Source organism: Thioalkalivibrio nitratireducens DSM 14787, assembly GCF_000321415.2.
Lineage (GTDB): Bacteria > Pseudomonadota > Gammaproteobacteria > Ectothiorhodospirales > Ectothiorhodospiraceae > Thioalkalivibrio > Thioalkalivibrio nitratireducens.
Genome location: NC_019902.2, coordinates 1,710,126 through 1,728,592, shown reverse-complemented (window position 1 = coordinate 1,728,592; position 18,467 = coordinate 1,710,126). Strand labels below are relative to the sequence as shown.

The 18,467-nt window shown below is 66.2% G+C and carries 18 protein-coding genes; 11 read left to right on the top strand and 7 right to left on the bottom strand.

The window, feature by feature from the left end; genetic code table 11:
* Positions 1–5 precede the first annotated feature (5 nt).
* Together TVNIR_RS08115 and TVNIR_RS08110 are read left to right on the top strand one after the other, a co-directional pair.
* Positions 6–3,245, top strand: coding sequence for a DEAD/DEAH box helicase (locus tag TVNIR_RS08115; protein WP_015258516.1), 3,240 nt, complete (start codon positions 6–8; stop codon positions 3,243–3,245).
* Positions 3,246–3,360: 115 nt separating this feature from the next.
* Entirely contained in the window at positions 3,361–3,624 is a 264-nt protein-coding gene (locus tag TVNIR_RS08110) for an FmdB family zinc ribbon protein (RefSeq protein ID WP_043739524.1), read from the top strand.
* A 122-nt stretch (positions 3,625–3,746) separates the two neighbouring features.
* Here TVNIR_RS08110 and TVNIR_RS08105 read toward each other — a convergent pair whose 3' ends face one another.
* Entirely contained in the window at positions 3,747–4,343 is a 597-nt protein-coding gene (locus TVNIR_RS08105; RefSeq protein ID WP_015258514.1) for a Uma2 family endonuclease, read from the bottom strand.
* Between the two features lie 246 nt (positions 4,344–4,589).
* On the opposite strand from TVNIR_RS08105, the gene TVNIR_RS08100 reads away from it, so the two are divergent.
* The 4 genes from TVNIR_RS08100 to TVNIR_RS08090 all read left to right on the top strand — a co-directional run bounded on the left by TVNIR_RS08100 (position 4,590) and on the right by TVNIR_RS08090 (position 6,722).
* Positions 4,590–5,186 carry a Uma2 family endonuclease gene (locus tag TVNIR_RS08100; RefSeq protein ID WP_015258513.1) on the top strand — a complete coding sequence of 199 codons (597 nt, stop codon included), beginning with the start codon at positions 4,590–4,592 and terminating at the stop codon, positions 5,184–5,186.
* 117 nt (positions 5,187–5,303) lie between these two features.
* On the top strand, positions 5,304–5,435 hold the full coding sequence (locus tag TVNIR_RS21035; RefSeq protein WP_015258512.1) for a hypothetical protein: 132 nt from the start codon (positions 5,304–5,306) through the stop codon (positions 5,433–5,435).
* 102 nt (positions 5,436–5,537) lie between these two features.
* The gene (locus tag TVNIR_RS20645) at positions 5,538–5,678 is read left to right on the top strand and encodes a hypothetical protein (RefSeq protein ID WP_015258511.1); all 141 of its coding nucleotides are present in this window, start codon (positions 5,538–5,540) and stop codon (positions 5,676–5,678) included.
* A 159-nt stretch (positions 5,679–5,837) separates the two neighbouring features.
* Positions 5,838–6,722 carry a TauD/TfdA family dioxygenase gene (locus TVNIR_RS08090; RefSeq protein ID WP_015258510.1) on the top strand — a complete coding sequence of 295 codons (885 nt, stop codon included), beginning with the start codon at positions 5,838–5,840 and terminating at the stop codon, positions 6,720–6,722.
* A gap of 241 nt (positions 6,723–6,963) precedes the next feature.
* Here the strand turns inward: TVNIR_RS08090 and TVNIR_RS08085 are convergent, their stop codons facing one another.
* Positions 6,964–7,440, bottom strand: coding sequence for an EamA family transporter (locus TVNIR_RS08085; protein ID WP_237251781.1), 477 nt, complete (start codon positions 7,438–7,440; stop codon positions 6,964–6,966).
* A gap of 501 nt (positions 7,441–7,941) precedes the next feature.
* Here TVNIR_RS08085 and TVNIR_RS08080 point away from each other — a divergent pair.
* Genes TVNIR_RS08080 through TVNIR_RS08060 form a run of 5 tightly spaced genes read left to right on the top strand, consistent with a single transcriptional unit; the run spans position 7,942 to position 13,078 of the window.
* The gene (locus TVNIR_RS08080; RefSeq protein WP_015258508.1) at positions 7,942–8,133 is read left to right on the top strand and encodes a hypothetical protein; all 192 of its coding nucleotides are present in this window, start codon (positions 7,942–7,944) and stop codon (positions 8,131–8,133) included.
* A gap of 30 nt (positions 8,134–8,163) precedes the next feature.
* Positions 8,164–8,421: a hypothetical protein gene (locus TVNIR_RS08075; protein WP_015258507.1), complete on the top strand. Its 258-nt coding sequence runs from the start codon at positions 8,164–8,166 to the stop codon at positions 8,419–8,421.
* 8 nt (positions 8,422–8,429) lie between these two features.
* Positions 8,430–9,824 (top strand): FAD binding domain-containing protein, encoded by a 1,395-nt coding sequence (locus tag TVNIR_RS08070; RefSeq protein ID WP_015258506.1) that lies wholly within the window; start codon positions 8,430–8,432, stop codon positions 9,822–9,824.
* Positions 9,821–12,079: a xanthine dehydrogenase molybdopterin binding subunit gene (locus tag TVNIR_RS08065; protein WP_015258505.1), complete on the top strand. Its 2,259-nt coding sequence runs from the start codon at positions 9,821–9,823 to the stop codon at positions 12,077–12,079. Before TVNIR_RS08070 ends, TVNIR_RS08065 begins: the two co-directional genes overlap by 4 nt.
* Before the next feature lie 12 nt (positions 12,080–12,091).
* Complete coding sequence (locus tag TVNIR_RS08060; protein ID WP_257720615.1) at positions 12,092–13,078, top strand: XdhC family protein; 987 nt, start codon at positions 12,092–12,094, stop codon at positions 13,076–13,078.
* Here TVNIR_RS08060 and TVNIR_RS18995 read toward each other — a convergent pair.
* The 5 genes from TVNIR_RS18995 to TVNIR_RS08040 all read right to left on the bottom strand — a co-directional run bounded on the left by TVNIR_RS18995 (position 13,008) and on the right by TVNIR_RS08040 (position 17,913).
* Complete coding sequence (locus tag TVNIR_RS18995) at positions 13,008–13,697, bottom strand: AAA family ATPase (protein WP_015258504.1); 690 nt, start codon at positions 13,695–13,697, stop codon at positions 13,008–13,010. The two genes, TVNIR_RS08060 and TVNIR_RS18995, sit on opposite strands and share 71 nt — an antisense overlap.
* Before the next feature lie 614 nt (positions 13,698–14,311).
* Positions 14,312–15,382, bottom strand: coding sequence for a transposase (locus TVNIR_RS20640; RefSeq protein ID WP_015258503.1), 1,071 nt, complete (start codon positions 15,380–15,382; stop codon positions 14,312–14,314).
* Positions 15,351–15,536 carry a transposase gene (locus TVNIR_RS20635; protein ID WP_237251779.1) on the bottom strand — a complete coding sequence of 62 codons (186 nt, stop codon included), beginning with the start codon at positions 15,534–15,536 and terminating at the stop codon, positions 15,351–15,353. The genes TVNIR_RS20640 and TVNIR_RS20635 overlap by 32 nt, the downstream gene beginning before the upstream one ends.
* A gap of 536 nt (positions 15,537–16,072) precedes the next feature.
* Positions 16,073–17,017, bottom strand: coding sequence for a VTT domain-containing protein (locus tag TVNIR_RS08045; RefSeq protein WP_015258501.1), 945 nt, complete (start codon positions 17,015–17,017; stop codon positions 16,073–16,075).
* On the bottom strand, positions 17,014–17,913 hold the full coding sequence (locus tag TVNIR_RS08040) for a sterol desaturase family protein (RefSeq protein ID WP_015258500.1): 900 nt from the start codon (positions 17,911–17,913) through the stop codon (positions 17,014–17,016). The genes TVNIR_RS08045 and TVNIR_RS08040 overlap by 4 nt, the downstream gene beginning before the upstream one ends.
* Positions 17,914–18,467 lie beyond the last annotated feature (554 nt).

Sequence of the window (18,467 nt, the reverse complement as noted above, 5' to 3'; positions counted from 1 at the left end):
TCTTCATGTCCAGCCCGATGCCCCCGTCAACCGCCGTTCCGCACCCCGAGCCAGTCTCCGCTGTCGATCCGCTGCGCCTCGATACCGAACAGATCGAGGTTTTGGCACTGCCGGAAGTGATCCGGGCCGCGTTGCGCCACAGCAGCGAGCGGCGGGTGACGGCGCTCGACCGCACCGACGAAAGCCTCTGGGCCCAGGTCGAAGACGAGCAGACCGGCGAGAAGCTCGAGCTGGAGATCGTGGTCCGCGACGATGGCAGTCTGGGGAGCCTTTGTGGCTGCCAGGGGGCGGGACCGGACGATACCGGATTCGGCGCACCCTGCGTGCACGCGATCGCGGCCTTGTTCGCCTACACGCAGGGCCAGGGCGAGGCCGGGAAGCTGGCCGATGCGGCACAGGAGGCGCGTGCGGAGCGGATCGCGAAGGCGCGTTCCGAGGTGCGCGTGCAACCGTTGACCGAATCCGCCGGGGAGACAGGGAAGGGCCTCTGGTCGGCGCGCTCGATCCAGTCCAGCACCCATTTCCCGACCCGCTACCGGGTGCATATCCGCTCGCTGGAGCGGCGTGCGAATCACTGCACCTGCCCGGATTTCGCGACCAACCAGCTCGGCACCTGCAAGCACATCGAGGCCGTGCTGCACCGCATTCGCAAGCGCCCCGACTATGACACGCTGAAGGCGCTGCCGCTGGCCAGGCCTTACGTGCATCTGGACTGGGAATGCGATGATCCACCGGTGCTGCGCCTGCACCGGGCCGCCGGGATGGCCGCCGATCTCGAAGCCTTGCTGGACGAACACTTCGACGCCGGCGGGGCGTTTTCGCGACGGGTTCCCGACGACTTCCTGCGTTTCGCCGAGCGCGTTCGCGACCGCGACGATATCGATCTCGGCGACGACGCGCTGACGCATGCGCGGCGCTTGGCGGAAGACGCGGCGCGGGCGGTGCGCGCGGCGGAAATCCGCGAGCGTATCGACAGCGGCGGCGGTCATCTTCCCGGCATCCGCGCGCGGCTGCATCCGTATCAGGCGGAAGGGGTCGCTTTTCTGGCCGGCCGCGGCCGTGCGCTGCTGGCCGACGACATGGGCCTCGGCAAGACCTTGCAGGCGATCGCTTCGGCGTACTGGATGCGCCAGCACGACGGCGTGGAACGGGTGCTGGTGGTCTGCCCCGCGTCGCTGAAATTGCAGTGGGCGCGCGAGATCGAGAAATTCACCGGTCTGGAAGCGCAGGTGGTGCAGGGGCCGGTGGACACGCGCGGCGCGCAGTACCGCAACCCGAGCCCGTTCCATGTGGTGAACTACGAACTGGTGATGCGTGACCTGCCGGTGATCAACGACACGCTCCGCCCCGATCTGCTGATCCTCGACGAGGCGCAGCGCATCAAGAACTGGCGCACCAAGATCGCGAGCGCGGTCAAGCGGGTCCAGTCGCGTTACGCCTTCGTGCTCACCGGTACGCCGCTGGAGAACCGGCTCGAGGATCTGTACAGCCTGATGCAGGTGATCGATTCGCGCGTGCTCGGCCCGCTGTGGCGCTACCTGGTCGACTTCCACGTGACCGACGACCGCGGCAAGGTGTTGGGATACCGCAACCTGTCCGAGCTGCGCCGCCGGCTGCGTCCGGTGATGCTGCGCCGCGACCGTTCGCTGGTGCGCGACCAGTTGCCGGAGCGCATCGTGCAGCGCATCGACGTGCCGATGTCGGGTGAGCAGGAAGGCATTCACGAAGCCGCACTGAAGGCCGCCGGCCAGCTTGCGCAGATCATGCGTCGCCGGCCGCTGACGCCTTCCGAACAGAACCGGATGCTGGCGGCGCTGCAACAGGCGCGCATGGCCTGCGACGCCGCCGGACTGGTCGACAAGGAGACCGATGGGTCGCCGAAGCTCGACGAACTCGAAACCCTGCTCGACGAGCTCTGTCGCTCGGCCGGGCTGAAGGCCGTGGTCTTTTCGCAGTGGGAGCGGATGACCGAGATGGCCGAGCAACGCGTCCGGCGGCTGGGGCTGGGCTCGGTGCGCCTGCATGGTGGCGTGCCCACGCAGAAGCGTGGCGCGCTGATGGACCGCTTCCGCGAGGACGATGCGGTACAGGTGTTCCTTTCCACCGATGCCGGCGGGGTCGGCCTGAACCTGCAGAATGCGGCGGTGCTGATCAACCTGGACATCCCCTGGAATCCCGCCGTGCTGGACCAGCGCATCGCGCGTGTGCACCGGCTCGGGCAGAAGCAGAAGGTGCAGGCGATCCTGCTGGTTGCGCCGGGTTCCTACGAGGAGCGCGTGCTCGGACTGGTCGAGGGCAAACGGCAGCTGTTCGACAACGTGGTGGACCCGGAGGCGACCGAGGAGGTGGTCAGCGTGTCGCGACGGCTGGCGGAAATTCTGGCGTCGGATCTCGTGGCGATGGACACGCAGCGCGACGACGCCCCCGCTTCCGGATCGGACTCCGGCGCTGGTGCCGAGACGCCGGAAGTGATTTCGCCGGAACTGGAGCCAGGGGCGGAAGTGGCGGCCGAGACAGCGGCGGATGCTTCCCAGCCGGCAACGGCGGCGGAACGGGAGATCGCGGCCACCGGCCAGCCGGACCGCGACGCTGCGGTGCGCGACTGCATTGTCGCGATGCAGCGCGAGTTCGGAGCGCGCATCGAGCGCATTCTCGGCCAGCGTGGCCAGGCCGACGGCGGAATACAGGCGGGCCTGGTATTGGTGCTGGACCATGTCGACGAACAGGACGATCGCGCGATCGCGGGGCTGAGCGGCGATATCCCGGTTGCGTTGATCGATCGCCGTACCCTTTCCAGCCTGCACCGGCTCGGCGCCGCGTCGCCGCTGGCCGGGGCCGAACCCGTGTACGCGCCGGAGGAAGCGAAGCCGGCGCGGCCCGCGGTCCATCCGCTGGCGCGCAAGGCCACCGAGAACCTCGCGGCGGCGCGACTCCTGCTCCAGCAGGGTTCCGCGGGTCCGGCGCTGGACCTGCTGCTCGGCGCGCTACTGGCCGCGGCCGCACTGCGCACCGGTCGCAACGACGCGCCGACTCCGCAGCAGGCCGGCGTGTGGCTCTACGGGGAAGCGCTGCCGTCGGGCCAGATCGACCCCACTGATGCCGCGGTACTGATGCAGGCCCTCGCACTCGCCCAGGCCGGCGACAGCGTGCCGGAAGCATTGCTCGGCGGCATGCTGATCGCTGCCGAAACGTTCATCCAGTCCAGCCTGTCCGGTTCGGGAACAAAGGCCGTGGCCGGATCCTGAGCGGCGGCGGCGGCCGAGGTCGCCGCGATCGGGGCGCGCAGGCTTGCGAACGGTGCAGCGATCGGGCCTATAATTGCCGTGTATAAGCAAACGACGATACACGAGGAAACATCCAATGCCGACCTATGACTATCGTTGCGACACCAATGGGCGCGTCCTGGAAGTCAGCCACCGAATGAGTGAGAACCTCTCCACCTGGGGCGAACTGTGTGCGCGGGCCGGAGTCGATCTTGGCGAGACTCCGGCAGAGGCGCCGGTCCAGCGTCTCGCCACCGGCGGCAATATCATCCGTAGCAGCAGCCAGGGAAGCGGCGCCGCCCCGGCCTCCGCCTGCAGCACCGGAACCGGCTGTCCCACCGGGTTCTGCGGTCTGAATTGAGGCGATTTCTGACAAACCGGATACCGGCTTGACCGTCCTATGCCCCGCTGGGGCAATTCGCAATCCTGTGCGCGCAGGGGTGGAAACCCGACAGCACAGGCAGGAGGCTTCTGCAGGGAACGTCAGTGGTCCGCGTCGGTTTCGCCGCGATGCGGCATCCGGTCCCAGTCGATGGTGACGATCCCGACCGACCGGCAGGGCAGGGTGCCGGCCAGTTCGGAAATGTCGGGGCGCCCGTAGGCCCCGTCGGTCAGGCGGTACACCGTCACCGTGCGGTCGGTCGGGTGCACGACCCAGCATTCCGGCACACCGGCGCGCTCGTAGGCGCTGAGCTTCACGGTCTGGTCGTGCGCGGCGGTGGCCGGGGAGAGCACTTCGATCACCCAGTCGGGCGCGCCACGGCAGCCGCGCCGGTCGATTTTTCCGGGATCGCAGACGACGGTCAGGTCGGGCTGCACCACCGTGTCGATGGCATCGTCCGCCTCGTCGGCTTCCGGCAGGCGCACGTCGAACGGTGCGACGAAGACCTCGCAGCGATGGCCGTCGAGCGCATCGGCGATCTGGCGGAAGATATCCCCGACGAGTCGCTGGTGGTCTACTGACGGCGCTGGTGCCATCAGAAACGCTTCGCCGCCAATCAGCTCGTAACGTACGTCCTCCGGCCAGGTCAGGTACTCGCTGTAGGTGTGCTTTCTGGAATCTCGCAGGGGCAGTCCCATGTAAGCCTCCGCTGAACGTCGAGCCCGTACGAGTTGAAGCGTAGCAACTTTTCGCGGGCAGCACCCGGCCCTGCTCCAGCGCTCTGCCCGTGCATCCCGGCCGTTTACGCTTTGACTCACAGATCAATGCCTTTGGATTCTTGCGCTGGTTATCATGGGGCGTCAGGCTATCAGACTGAACGGCGATCGTGACCGGCACCGGTTTCCCGTTTACCATGAAACACGAAGCGATTCCGGGGTCCAGCGATGGTCGAAGCAGCACCGAAAACCCTGTTGAGCGTCGACGAGTATCTTGCCGGAGAACTCGTCAGCGAGATTCGCCACGAGTACGTGGGGGGTGAGGTGTACGCGATGGTCGGCGCGAGCGATCGACACGGGCTGATCGCTCTCAATCTCGCTACTGCGCTGCGTCCCCGACTGCGGGGGACCCCCTGCCAACTGTTCATGGCCGACATGAAATTGCGGGTGCGGGTCGCAGGGGACACCGCGTTCTACTACCCGGACCTGCTGCTGTCCTGCGACCCGGAGGACCGCGAAACCTACTTCCGTACCCGGCCCTGCCTGGTGGTCGAAGTGCTGTCCGAAACAACCGAGCGCATCGAACGGCGCGAGAAGCTGTACGCCTACACTGCCATCCCGACGCTGCAGGAATACCTGCTGCTGTCGCAGGACAGGGTCGAGGCCGAGCTGCGCCGCCGCGTCGGCGACGGCTGGGAGGTGCACCGGATTACCGAGGGTGGCGTTTCGCTCGCCTGCCTCGGACTCGAAGTGCCGCTGTCCACCATCTACGAGGATGTTCCGTTACCCGGATCGGGCCTACCGTCCGCATCGCCTTCCCGGTAGGAGGCGCGCCCTCCCGGCGACCTGGCGTCCGAAATCCCATCGGCCAGGGGCTGGTCTCCTTCATCCGCGCCCGTGGAAACAGAGCGAATTTGACCAACGGCGGCGCATACGTGCCGGATGCCCCCGTCTTTCGCCACCCCGCAGTCCGAGCAAGCACACGGCGTCGATCCGCTGCACCTCGATACCGAGCAGATCGAGGCATTGGCGATTCCGGAAGTGATCCCGGGCGGCGCTCGACCGCGACGCTGAGGTGCGCGACTGCATCGTCGCGGGCAGCGCCAGTTCGGCGCACGCATCGAACGCATCCTGGGGCAGCGGGGCCACGCCGATGGGCGGATCCACGCGGGCCTGGTGCTTGTGCTGGACCGCGTCGACGAGCAGGACGACCGGTCAGTGCAGCCCCTGAGCGGAAACATTCCGGTCGCGCTGATCGACCGGAGCACGCTGGCCAGCCTGCCCGGATCGGGAGCCGCCGACACCGCGGATCCCTGACTTGAGAGTATGGGCTGCTGCCGCAAGGGCAAACACCCTCGTTGGAACAGGAGTAGAGAAACCTGCCCGATTTCTCGGCCCATCACTTGATCCCGATCATGCGCATGGCGCCGGACAGGCGGTATACAGGGGTGTCCAAAACCCGGCCGGAGACCACCGATGCGACCGAATCCATTCGACCTCGACGACCACGACGCCTACCAGGCATGGCGCGAGCATAAGCTTGCCTCGGCGCCGACCCGGATCGAGGATCTGCTGGTCGAGGTCGAAGACCCGCGCGCCCTGAGCCCGGCCGAGCACGAGGCACTGCTCGGGCGCTGCCGCCAGAGCAACATGGCCGTCTACGCGAGCCGATTGGAGGAGACCGAGGGGACCGAAATCCCGCGTCGCTGCGGTGAGCAGTTCGGGCTGTTCAACCTGGACCACAACCGCGGCGCCGGGGCGGACGCCGTGACCTCGCTTACCGTGCAGAGTGACGCACTGCATGCACGCTACATCCCCTATACCGATCGCGCGATCCACTGGCATACCGACGGCTATTACAACCGCCTGGACCTGCAGGATCATGGCCTGCTTCTGCACTGTGTGCGCCCGGCCCGGCACGGCGGTGAGAACGCCCTGATGGACCACGAAATGGCCTATCTGCTGATGCGCGATACCAATCCGGATCACGTGCGCGCGCTGATGCAGGAGGACGCCATGCAGATCCCGAGGAACGTGGTCGACGGCGTCGAACTGCGGCCCGACCGGTCCGGCCCCGTCTTCATGGTGACGGCCGAGGGCAGGTTGCACATGCGCTACACCATGCGCAAGCGCAACGTGGTGTGGAAGGACGACCCGGCAGTCCGCGCCGCGGTGGCCTGGCTCGAGGAGCTGCTCACCGGCGATTCACCTTACATCTTTCGCGCCACCCTGCAACCCGGCTGGGGGCTGGTCAGCAACAACGTGCTGCACGACCGCAGCGCCTTCGACGACGACCCGGACCCGGCACGCAAGCGACTGCTGTACCGGGCACGGTACCACGACCGCATTCGTGGAACCTGAACCACGCCGACACCCTCCGCGGGCCCGGCGGCGTCGCGAAGCGGATACCGAGGGTGCAATTGTTGGCGGGATTGTGTGCGTTGCCGTTCGTCCTGTCCACATGCACGCCGTCGCCACGGACCCCTGTTGGGTCCCGAGCCGGGGGCTGTCGGGCCACGGGACCCGGCGGCGGTCAGCTCAGCGCGCGATCTCCCGCTTCGGGATCTGCCGGATGCGGTGGGGAGTCGCCGGATCCCCCAGTTCAAAGACGGCCAGCCCGGCGATCAACGGTGGTAATTCCGGCGGCCGCCCCGCCGCTGAAGATTGCCGCAAGTCCACCCACTCCCAGCAGGGCGCCCGCCAGGCGCACGCGGGTCAGCCCCTGACCAGGGAGCCAAAGGGCGGCCATGGCGCTGGTGGCGATGGGTGTGAAGCCGAAGATCACCGAGATCCAGCCCCACGGAATCTGCTGCGCGGCCCAGTAGGTGCTGAGCGTCGCGCCGTAAATCCCCAGGGCCACCACCATGTACACGCCAAAGGCATCCCGTCGCCAGACACGCAGCCTGGATAGACGTGCGATGGCCAGCGCCAGCACGGCGCCGATGGCCGCGCGTGCGGCCACGCCGAAGAGGAAGCCGGGACCGTCGCCGCTCCACTGAATGGCGAGCGAGGTGGTGGCCCAGATGAGGATCACGCCCAGATAGGCGGCCGGGACGGACATCGTGGCTTTCGCCTCCATGGGTGTCTGTCGATGCAAAGAGAAAGGGGCGGCAGGTGTGCGCCTGCGACCCCTTTGGGGCAAATCCGGATGGACGGTTGTCAGATGCGGTTACGTCTCTCCGAACGGCGCGCGCAGGCGACGCCCAGTAGCCAGCCAGTCGCGCATGCGTCGGACCTGTACGAGAAGCGTACCCATCCCGGCGGTGTCCGATGGCAGCGGGAGGGAGTCAAGCGCTCGCGCGCCACCCATGACGGGGGGTCGACCGGAGGGAGCCGGCGGCAACGAGGCTAGCACCGTCGCAGGGCTGAACATCAGGGTGCGCCGCTCACGCCATGGCAGCCGCACGCGGTGCGGGTTGTTGTCATGACAGCGATCGAACACGATGCCACTGCCCATTGCAGGGAGCCTTCGTTTTGATGCTGGCCAGCCTGGCGGGACCTTCCGCCAAACTCGACGCAGTGGAGTTCGCACTGGGGGTAGTCGGCGCTGGACGATGCGGCGCGAACCACACTCGGCCGAATGGCCGAGACCCTGAACCAACGACCGGCTGTGAAACTGCAGATTCGCGGCATCGCCGACCGCAAGGAGGACACTCTCGCTTTGACCCGCTTCACACGGCGGCGCAGAATCCGCGTGGAGACGTACCGCCGCATGCTGCGAAACCAGCGGCCCGACCGCATCGACGCCGTGCAAGTCACGGGGGCTGAATAGCGACAGTATCTGCCCGATCTCTACAAGGAAATGATCGGCCCCTGCTCCGCCCTGGGGGCAGGGGCCGAAGAGGAGCGCCTGCGCTTTGTCGAGGCCGCATTGCAGAAAAGCATCATCGTGGAAGAAGTGGAATTACGGGTCTTGGCTCAGGCCCACGCCATCCGGGAGTTTCTGGTGGATGCCATGGAACTGACGGAACGCCGCCTTTTGCTCATGGACGTTCAGACCGAGGCGGTCGAAGGCGCTGGCGCCATCGCCATCGTTTCCCGGCCCACCCTTGGAGGCTGAAGCCAGACGTGATCGACTTTTTTCTGAATGACCATGCGGTCTCCACCCGTGCCCCCATCGGGCGGCCGCTGCTCGATTACTTGCGCCGTGATCATTCCCTGACCGCCGCCAAGGAGGGTTGCCGCGAAGGAGACTGCGGAACCTGTCTGGTTTTGTTGGGGAGCCTCGATGCCAACGGCTTGACCTATCGCCCCGTCAACAGCTGCCTGTTGCCCCTCGGAGAAGTGCATGGCAAGCATGTGCTGACAGTGGAAGGTCTGAACCGGCCGGAGCTGACGCCTGTTCAAAAGGCCCTTGTCGAGGAGGGTGCCATTCAATGCGGGTTTTGCACGCCAGGCCTCGTCATCGCCCTCAGCGCCTACCTGCTCAACGCACCGCGTCTGGACACGGAACAGGTCCGGACTTTTCTCGGCGGCAATCTCTGCCGCTGCACCGGCTACGCCGGCATCCGGCGCGCAGCCGCGAAAATCAGCGCACAGTTCTCCCTGACGCACCTCAGCCCAAGACAACGGATCGCGGTGCTCATCGATGCCCGCGTTCTGCCTACCTGTTGCTCCCAAATGGCCGGTCAGCTCGGCCGGATCCCGCCATTGTCTGAACCGTCGCAACCGGGCGCGCTGCGGGTGGGCGGCGGCACTGACCTGTGGGTCCAGCGCGGGACAGAGCTGGAACAGGCGCGACTCAACCTTACTTTCGATTGCCCCGAACTCCACCGCATCCGAGAGGAGAACGGCCAGTGCCTGATCGGTGCCGCCACGAGTGCGGAGGAGATCCGCCTCTCCGCGGTGTTGCAGGGCTGCTTCACCGACCTGGCGCGGGATTTCGCCAAGGTCTGTTCCGAGTCGGTGCGCCAGTTCGCCACCGTCGGCGGCAATTTAGTGAATGCCTCGCCGATTGCCGACATGGCGGTACTGTTCCTGGCCCTGGATGCGGAGCTTCGGCTCACCGACGGGAGGGCGGACCGATGGCTTCCACTGCGGGCGTTTTACCGCGGCTACAAGCAACTTGCGATGGGGGAGAAGGAGTGGATCGAAGCGCTGCGCTTTCGCCTGCCGCCCACCGGCACCGTCTTCAGCTTCGAAAAAATCAGCAAGCGCCGCTATCTGGACATTGCCAGCGTCAATTCAGCTATGCAACTGCACATCGACAACGGCATCATCGCCGTCGCTCACCTCTCTGCCGGCGGCGTCGCGCCTTATCCGCTATATTTGATCGAAACCTGCCGGATCTTGAAAGGGCGGTCCCCCGATAGAGAAACCCTCGCCTTGGCGTGCGATACCGCCATGGGAGAGGTCGCACCCGTTTCCGATGTGCGCGGCTCTTCCGATTACAAGCGTCTTCTGCTGCGCCGGATCATCACAGCCCATTTCATCAAGTTCATCGGCACCGAGGTCGCGGTTTGATCCGATTTGACGACTCCGCGCTCCATGCCCGCGGCGAAAGCCGCTTCGTGGACGACATACCCGCGCCGACGGGGCTTCTTCAGGCTGCCGTGGCCACTTCCCCGGTGGCTCACGGCCGCGTCCTGGCTATCGATACCGCCGCCGCCTTGGCCGTGGACGGTGTGCTGGCGATATTCACCGCCCGGGACATTCCCGGTGAGAACCAGATCGGCAACGTCATCCCGGACGAGCCGCTGCTGGCCGACACCGAAGTGACCTATGTGGGCCAGCCCTTGGCCTTGGTGGTGGCCACCTCCGCGGAGGCCGCACGGCTGGGGGCGCTGGCTGTCGATCCCAATATCGAGGTCTTTCCGGCCCTGTTCGACGCCAGGGAAGCCTATCGTCAGGGCGCACTGATCGCCCCGGAACGCTGTTTCGCCATAGGCGACACAGAAGCGGCGTGGGCGCAGTGCGATGTCATTGTCGAAGGCCGTGCCGACTCCGGCGCGCAGGAGCATGTCTACCTGGAGACCCAGGCGGCGCTGGCCGTACCGGTGGAGCAGGGCCAGCTCAGGCTGTTTTCCGCCACACAGTCGCCCGGTGCGGTACAAAAGACGGCGGCGCGGGTCCTCGGCTGCCCCATGAACCGGGTGGAAGTGGACGTGCTCCGGTTGGGCGGCGGCTTCGGCGGCAAAGAGGATCAAGCCACCGGTTGGGCGGTGATGGCGGCGTTGGCGGCGGACCGCTTGCAACGGCCGGTGAAACTGGTCCTTGATCGCCGGGAGGACATGACCCGCACGGGTAAGCGCCACCCCTATTCGTCCGATTTCAAGATTGGCCTGACCCGCGATGGCGTGATAGTCGCTTACCAGGTGCGTTTCTACCAAAACGCCGGAGCTTATGCCGACCTTTCCACCGCCATCCTGGAACGCAGCCTACTCCACGTCACCAACGCCTACCACATTCCTAATGTCACCGCCCATGGTGCCAGTTGCCTTACCCATCTGCCGCCCAATACGGCATTCCGAGGTTTCGGCGCTCCTCAGGCCATGTTTGTCATGGAAGCCGCCCTTTACCAGGCGGCCGTCCGCATGGGCCTCGATCCGGCGGTGATCCAGCACCGCAATCTGCTGAACGAAGGCCATGTGCTGCCCTACGGAATGGCGGTGGCAAACGCCCGCTCCATGACCTGCTGGCACGAACTGGAACGTCGGTGCCAGCTGGAACGTCAGCGCGCCGCTGTCGACCGCTTCAATGCCGGCAGTCACTGGGTAAAAAAGGGCTTCGCCCTGATGCCCATTTGTTTCGGAATTTCCTTCTCCAGCACCTTTCTCAACCAGGCCAGCGCCCTGGTGCATGTGTATACCGACGGCAGTGTCAGCGTCTCCTGCGGCGCCGTGGAAATGGGCCAGGGAGTCAAAACCAAAATCCAGCGCGTGGCGGCGCGGGTGTTTTCTCTACCTCTGGAGCGGGTGAAAGTGGAAAGCACCAATACCACCCGCATCGCCAACATGTCGCCCACCGCCGCCAGCGTCAACGCCGACATGAATGGGCAGGCCACACGCTTGGCCTGCGAGGTCATCGTCGAGCGGCTGAAAAGCGTGGCCGCCACGCTCCTCGACGCCGACGCAGCGGACATCAGCTTGCGGCAAGGCACGGTGCATCGTCGCGGCGCCCCCACGGCGCTTGACTGGTTGAGCCTGATCACCGAGACCCATGCACAGCGAGTGGCTCTCTCCGCCCATGCCCATTACGCAACCCCTCACATCTATTTCGACCGCCAGCAGGAGAAGGGACGACCGTTCCTCTACCACGTATTTGGCGTCGCAGCGGTGACGGTGAGTCTGGACTGCCTGCGCGGAATCTATCAAGTAGAAGGCGTGAATGTGGTGCACGACGTGGGTCAGAGCCTCGACCCCGTGGTCGACCGCGGCCAAGTGGAAGGCGGCGTGGTGCAAGGGCTCGGCTGGATGACCCTGGAGGAGATCCGCCATGACGCAGAGGGTCGACTCTTGACTAACACCCTCACCACCTACAAGATCCCGGACATTCAGTTCGCCCCGGAAATCACTGTGCATTTCCTGGAAAACGCCGACAACCCGTCGGGACTGTTCCATTCCAAAGCCATTGGCGAGCCGCCTTTCATGTACGGCATCGGCGCCTATTTCGCCCTGCTAAACGCTGTGCGTGCCTTCCGGGCGGACGTGGAGCCGACTTTCGACGCCCCCTGGACACCGGAAAAGATCCTCATGACACTTTGCGACGATGGGCATTGAGCGAGGTGCTGTTTGACTGATAGCCAGACCCTCTGGACTTGCCTGGCACAGACTCTGTCTCGAGGCAAACCGGCCATGCTGCTCGTTGTGGTCGACCATCGGGGCAGTAGTCCCGGCACCACAGGTGCGAAGATGATCGTGAGCAAAAGCGCCGTCTGCGGCACCGTCGGGGGCGGCGCCGTGGAGCAAGCGCTGATCGAGCACGCGCGGGAAGTCATGGCGGCGGGTGCTGCTGCCCCGACCCTTGTACGCCATGACCACCATGACCACCATGGCGGACAAGCCGGCTTCGTTTCGGGCATGCTCTGCGGCGGATGCCAAACCACGCTCTTGTACCCGGGCGATAACCGTTTGCTGGCGGCAGCCGAGGGGATCCTGGCGGCCCTCGAGAACGGGCAGCGCGGCGTTTTGCGCCTGACGCCGGCGGGCGTGACGTTTGAACCCGGCACGTATGTTCCGGAAGATTCCCATTTCGTTGGAAACGGAAGCCAATGGTGTTACGAGGAGAACGCCGGACTATGGACTGCCTACATCATTGGCGGTGGCCACGTGGGTCTGGCGCTGTCGAGGGTTCTGGCCATGCTGGATTTTCACATTACGGTGATCGAGCAACGGGAAGGCGTCGAAACCTTTCGGAAAAATCGCTTCGCCCGGAATAAGCTCGTAGCCTGCTACGACCGCGCCGGCGCCTTGATTCCGGGTGGCCGAAATTGTCATGCTTTCATTATGACCCACGACCATGATCTCGACCAGTATGTGCTGGCCCAGCTCATTTGCAAACCCATGCGGTATCTTGGGCTCCTGGGCAGCCGCCGCAAAGTGAAACGTACTCTCGGAAATCTGGGATTGAACGGGAAGAACATCCCGCCCTATTTTTACGCCCCAATCGGTCTCCCCATCCACAGCCACAAGCCTGCGGAAATCGCCATCAGCATCGCCGCGCAGGTGATCCTGCTGCGCAATGCCATGCTGGCCCAGGCGCCGGTACCACCGCCATAGACCCGTCTTGCCGGTCATTCCAGGAATTCGATGCCCGCGCGATGAGCATCCCGGCTCGCGCGTGGCACGCACCAGCGCGACCACGTACTGCTCGATCAGCGGCGACATCGACACTCGGATCCTGTCGGGCCGATGCCGGGCTCCGATGGGCCGCGCGGTCGCGGCGCAGGATCTCGAGTTCTTGGTCTTCTGACGGGTAGTCGATCAGCACGTGCAGCATGAAGCGGTCGAGCTGTGCCTGCGGGAGCGGGTAGGTGCCGGCCTGATCCAGCGGGTTCTGTGTGGCCATGAGCATGAACGGCTTCGGCAGCGGGCGCGTCTCGCTGCCGACGGTGACCTGTCGCTCCTGCATCGCCTCGAGCAGCGCCGACTGCACCTTGGCCGGGGCGCGGTTGATCTCGCCGGCGAGCACGATCTCGTTGAACAGCGGTCCGGGGATGAAGCGGAACGAGTGATGGGCGGCGTCGAAGACGTCGGTGCCGGTCAGATCGCCCGGGAGCAGGTCGGGCGTGAACTGGATGCGCTTGAACCCCGCGTGCACGCCCGCGGCCAGCGTCTTGACCGCCGTTGTCTTGGCCAGGCCGGGCGGTCCCTCGACGAGAACGTGCCCGGCGCACAAGCAGGCCGATGACCAGACGGTCGAGCAGCGCCTGCTGGCCGACGATGGTTCCCGACAGGGCCTCCCGCAGTTCGACGATACGCGCCTGGACCCGGTCGGCATCCGGCGCTTCAGGGAGCGAGGCTTCAGTCACGATTCTCTCCATCCAGGGCGGACCGTGGTGCGCCTGCGGTCCGAGGTTGACAGCCAAGGCCCGGGGCGACGCCTGACGATGAGACAAACGAAGGGCGGAAATGGCGGAACGCCGTCATCCGCCGACCAGCGCCCGGGGTGGCCGCACGCTCCTGAGCTTGCAAACGCCGCATGGCGGATGACGCTGCGAGACCGTGAAAGAATGGGCACCGATGCTAGGGAGCAGGCGTGAAACGCACTGGGACGAACGGAGCCGCGCGTGGACGGTGCGAGCCGCTAACGGTCCCGGCCATGGGCCACGGGTCATCGCGACCCCAGAACGGCTGGCAGAGGCGCTCGAGGAGCCCGTACCAAGCCGCAAGAAAGCCGCGCGCAACGCCCCGCGCCTGGCAGTAGGCGATGAAGGCCGCAACCCCAGGATGCTGAGCACGCGGCGGAAGTTGTAACTGTGCACGATCATCGCCATCTCACCGCGCACCTTGTCAAACCCCCGTACCAGGAAGTGGTCCCACCCCAGCCAGCGCTTCAGGGTTCCGAACGGGTGTTACGCAGAGCGCCGCGCGCTGGCGCATCACCCTGCGGCGCCGCCGCCATCCGTTCCCGATGCCGCTCCACCGCCTCGGGCGTGGCTCGGAGCGGAGAATCTCCCGACGCTTGCCGGCCGGCGGCAGGCACTGCGCCTTCAGAGGACAGGACTGGCAGACCGACGCGCGGCTGCGATAGCGCCGGTAGTTCACGCCGTTACGGGTATCCGGCTGGCCGTACGGATGCAGGGCTTCCCCACCCGGACAGCGGTACCGGTCCTGCTCGGCGTCGTAGACAAACTCCCGGGCGCTCAGACGGCCGGCCCGCTCGGCCGCACCGGTCTTCTCCGGAACCGGCACATACGGCACGATGCCCCGCGACGCGCAGGCCGCGATGTCGGACTCGGTGAAATAACCGGCATCCGCCAACACCTCGAGCGGCTGTGCGGCTTCCGTGGTCTGCCCATCGAGCAGCATCTGCCGGGCCTGTTCCGCCATCGGCACCAGTTGGCCCAGGTCGTTTCCGGCGTTGGTGACCTCGTGGGTCAGGATCAGGTGGTGCTGGTCATCGACCGCGCTCTGCACGTTGTAGCCGGTCACTTTCTGCCCGTTCTTGCTCAGGCGCCGGGCGTCCGGATCGGTCCGCGAGATCTGGGTCTCGCCGGTCCGGGCCAACTCCTCGAGTTGCTCTCGCCGGCGCTGCGCGCGCGCCTGCAGATCCGCAAGCTGCTGCGCGCTGACCGTTGTCGCTTCGGCCGCCGCTGCGTCGGCGTCCCCTCGCTCCAGCGCTGCCAAGTAGCCGTCGATGTCCTGTTCCAGTGCGGCCAGCTCCGCTTCCAACTGCTTCTTGGTCTTGACGCTGGCGGCACTCGCATTGCCGTGGAAGAAGCTCCCGTCCACCCCCACCCGGGTCCCGCTGATCAGCCCCAGCTCCCGGCACAGCAGCACAAACTCCCGGTTCGCCGCCTTCAGTGCCGCGGCGTTGTTCTTACGAAAATCAGCGATCGTGTGATACGTTTTGGGCCGCACGCCCGTTCAGCAACCACATCACCTCGAGGTTGCGGCGGCACTCGGCCTCCAGACGCCGGCTGGAATGCACCCGCTCCTGATAGCCATAGAGATACAACTTCAGCAGATCGCCGGGCGCGTACGCCGGCTGCCCACCGTGAGCGCACCCCGGCATGCCGAAAGCCCAACCGCTCCAGGTCCAGCATCTCCACGTAGGCCGCGATCGCCCGCACCGGATGGTTCGCCGCCACGTAGTCGTCCACGCACGCCGGCAGCAGCAGCGGCTGCTCTCCCGACGGCCCTTCCTTGTACCGCCGCGACCGGGGCAACGGCGGGCGCGGCTCCGGACCGGCCGCCGCCGGGGGTCCACCGTCCTCCGGGGACGGCCACAGGGTCAACGCTTCCGGTGGTGCAGACTCAGGCTCGCTCAGCATCGGCTTTCCTCAATCGCCCCATGCACGTGGGGGGGGCATCACAGCGTGCGCCAATTCTACCAAGCCCCCACCCCCGAACCGAGACTCGGGGCGAATACTTTCACAGTCTCTGCGCTCTTCCGCCCTACAGCTTGGTTCTCTGTTCAGGTCGTTCCCTGGGTACCGGTACCCTGGCATCCTGCGAACACGGATCTGCTGCCGCGCTCTTGCTCGATGGTGGCAAACGGTCGGCCGGCACCCGATATTCCAGGGAACACGGGATGCTGCGCCCACCGGATCAACGACGCCACGCCGTCATGCCCTTGCGGACGACTGCGACCTGCGTGTAGCCGCGTCCCTGCAGCAGCCTCGCGGCGGTGCGGGAGCGCCGGTCGGTATGACAGACCAGCGCGAGCGGGCGATCGGCGGGGAGTTCGTGCAGGCGCGATTCCAGTTCGTCGAGCGGCAGGTTCAGCGCGCCGTCGATGCACCCGAGTTCACCGCGAAACTCCTTCGGGCTGCGGACGTCGACGACCACCGGCGGGTTGTCTCCAGCCAGCTGGGCGGCCAGTTGCGGCGCGCTGATCCACGACGCCGCTCCGCGCACGCGCTTCACCAGCCTCGGAATGAAAGCCACCGCGGCGAGCAGCGCGAGCGCGATCAGACCGGTCTGGATCGCGGCCTCCCCGCCGGCGACGGCCTGGCGCCCGGCGTAACCCACGTAGGTATACGCGAACGCTCCCGGGGCCATGAACACGAAGGTCGCCACGATGTAGGCGAGCAGCCGGATACGGGTCAGCCCCAGCGCGTAGTTCAGCAGGTTGTAGGGGAACAGCGGGACGAGGCGGACAAAGGCGACGAAACGCCAGCCCTCGGCCTCGACCCCGGCGACCAGTTCCTTCAGGCGTCCGCCGAGCCGGCGCGACACCCAGTCGGCGCCCAGGTAGCGCGCGACCAGGAACGCAGCCATGGCACCCAGCGTCGCGCCAAGGAGGTTGATCAGCGTGCCCCAGACCGGCCCGAACAGCGCGCCGCCGGCGAGCGTCATCACCATGCCCGGCAGGAACAGCACCGAGGCCAGCGCGTATACGGCGACGAACACCACCGGCGCGGTGATGCCGAAGCCGGCGATCCAGGTCTCCAGCGCGGCCGGGTCCAGGCGGTCGCGGAACGTGACCGCGAGCGCGATCGCCGCCAGCAGCAACGCGCCGAGTGCGATCCGGAACCAGGGCCAGGTTTTCATCGAGCCGCCCCCGGCTTCGTGCCGGAATGCTCATCCGGGCGGGGCCAGTTCTTGGCCTCGCCTTCCGGTCGACGGTTGATCGGGTAGCTGTCGGCCGGGCCGGTGAAGGGTTGCACCAGCATCTTGTCGAGGCGCTCCCATTGGGGGTCGCGGAACAGGTTGATGCCGATGGTCATGCCCTCGTGGCCGTCCTGCGGCTGGGCGCGGTACGTGCCGAGCAGCCGGTCCCAGAGCGACAGGTTGAAGCCGAAGTTGGAATTGGTCTCGTGCGGGTACCAGGAATGGTGTACGCGGTGGAAATCCGGGGTCACGATGAACCACCGCAGCACCCGGTCGATCCCGATGGGCATGCGCACGTTCGAGTGGTTGAACAGCGCCAGCGAACTCAGGATCACCTCGAAGATCAGCACTGCGATTGCCGGGGCCCCGATCATCACGATCACACCGGCCTTGATCACGAACGACAGCAGGATCTCGATCGGGTGGAAGCGCAGGCCGGTGGTCAGATCGAAGTCCAGGTCGGCGTGGTGCATGCGGTGCAGCCGCCACAATGCGGGCACGGCGTGGAACATTACGTGCTGCGCCCAGATCGCGAAGTCGAGAACCACCAGCGCGATCAGCACGGTGAGCCAAAAGGGCAGGTCGAGCACCTGCAGCAGCCCCCAGCCCTGGCTTTCGACGAAGAACGCGAGGCCGACCGCGCCGGCCGGGAAAATCAGGCGCGTGAGCACCGTGTTCGTGATCACGACCCCCCAGTTGTTCACCCAGCGATAGGCCTTGCCCACGGTCAGCGCACGCCGCGGTGCCAGGATTTCCCACAACGCCATGATCCCGACCACGCCAAGCAGGAAGCCCAGCCGCACGACCGGCTCCTGCTCCAGAAACCATTCCACCATCATCGCTTTCCTCGATGGATTGCCAATAGGACTTTTATCAAACGAGGATTTGACCGTAACCGGAGCGGCCGGGCCCGTCAAGTCCACGGATGCGAATGGCGACAATGTTCCCCGACTCCCACCGATCGCTGAGCGGGCCCCCACGCGGAAACGGCTCACACGCGGCGGAAGAGGCCGTCATCAGCCGTTGTGGCGCCGAACATACAAGGGCGGAAGAGGCCGCAGGCCGTCATCCGCCGTTCCGACGTCGAATCGAGTTCCGACCCTCGTGGCCAACCGGACTTCGCGCGGCGGATGACGCTGCGCTCTTCCGCCCTACCGGTGTCTACCGACCGCCAACAGGGGCACCCGCGCGGACTTCCACGCCCACCGGATGGGCGGCGACCGCGGGAAAGCCGCCCACCGGAACGGACGCGGGAAGCAGGCGCTCGATGATCCTGGCCTTGGGATCAACAGGCGGGGTCGAAAACCGCCCATCGGCATGCCACGGGGCCAACGCCGGGCAGTGCGGCAAACCAGCGGCGGGCCTCGTCGCAGCGGTCCCAGCGAGCGCC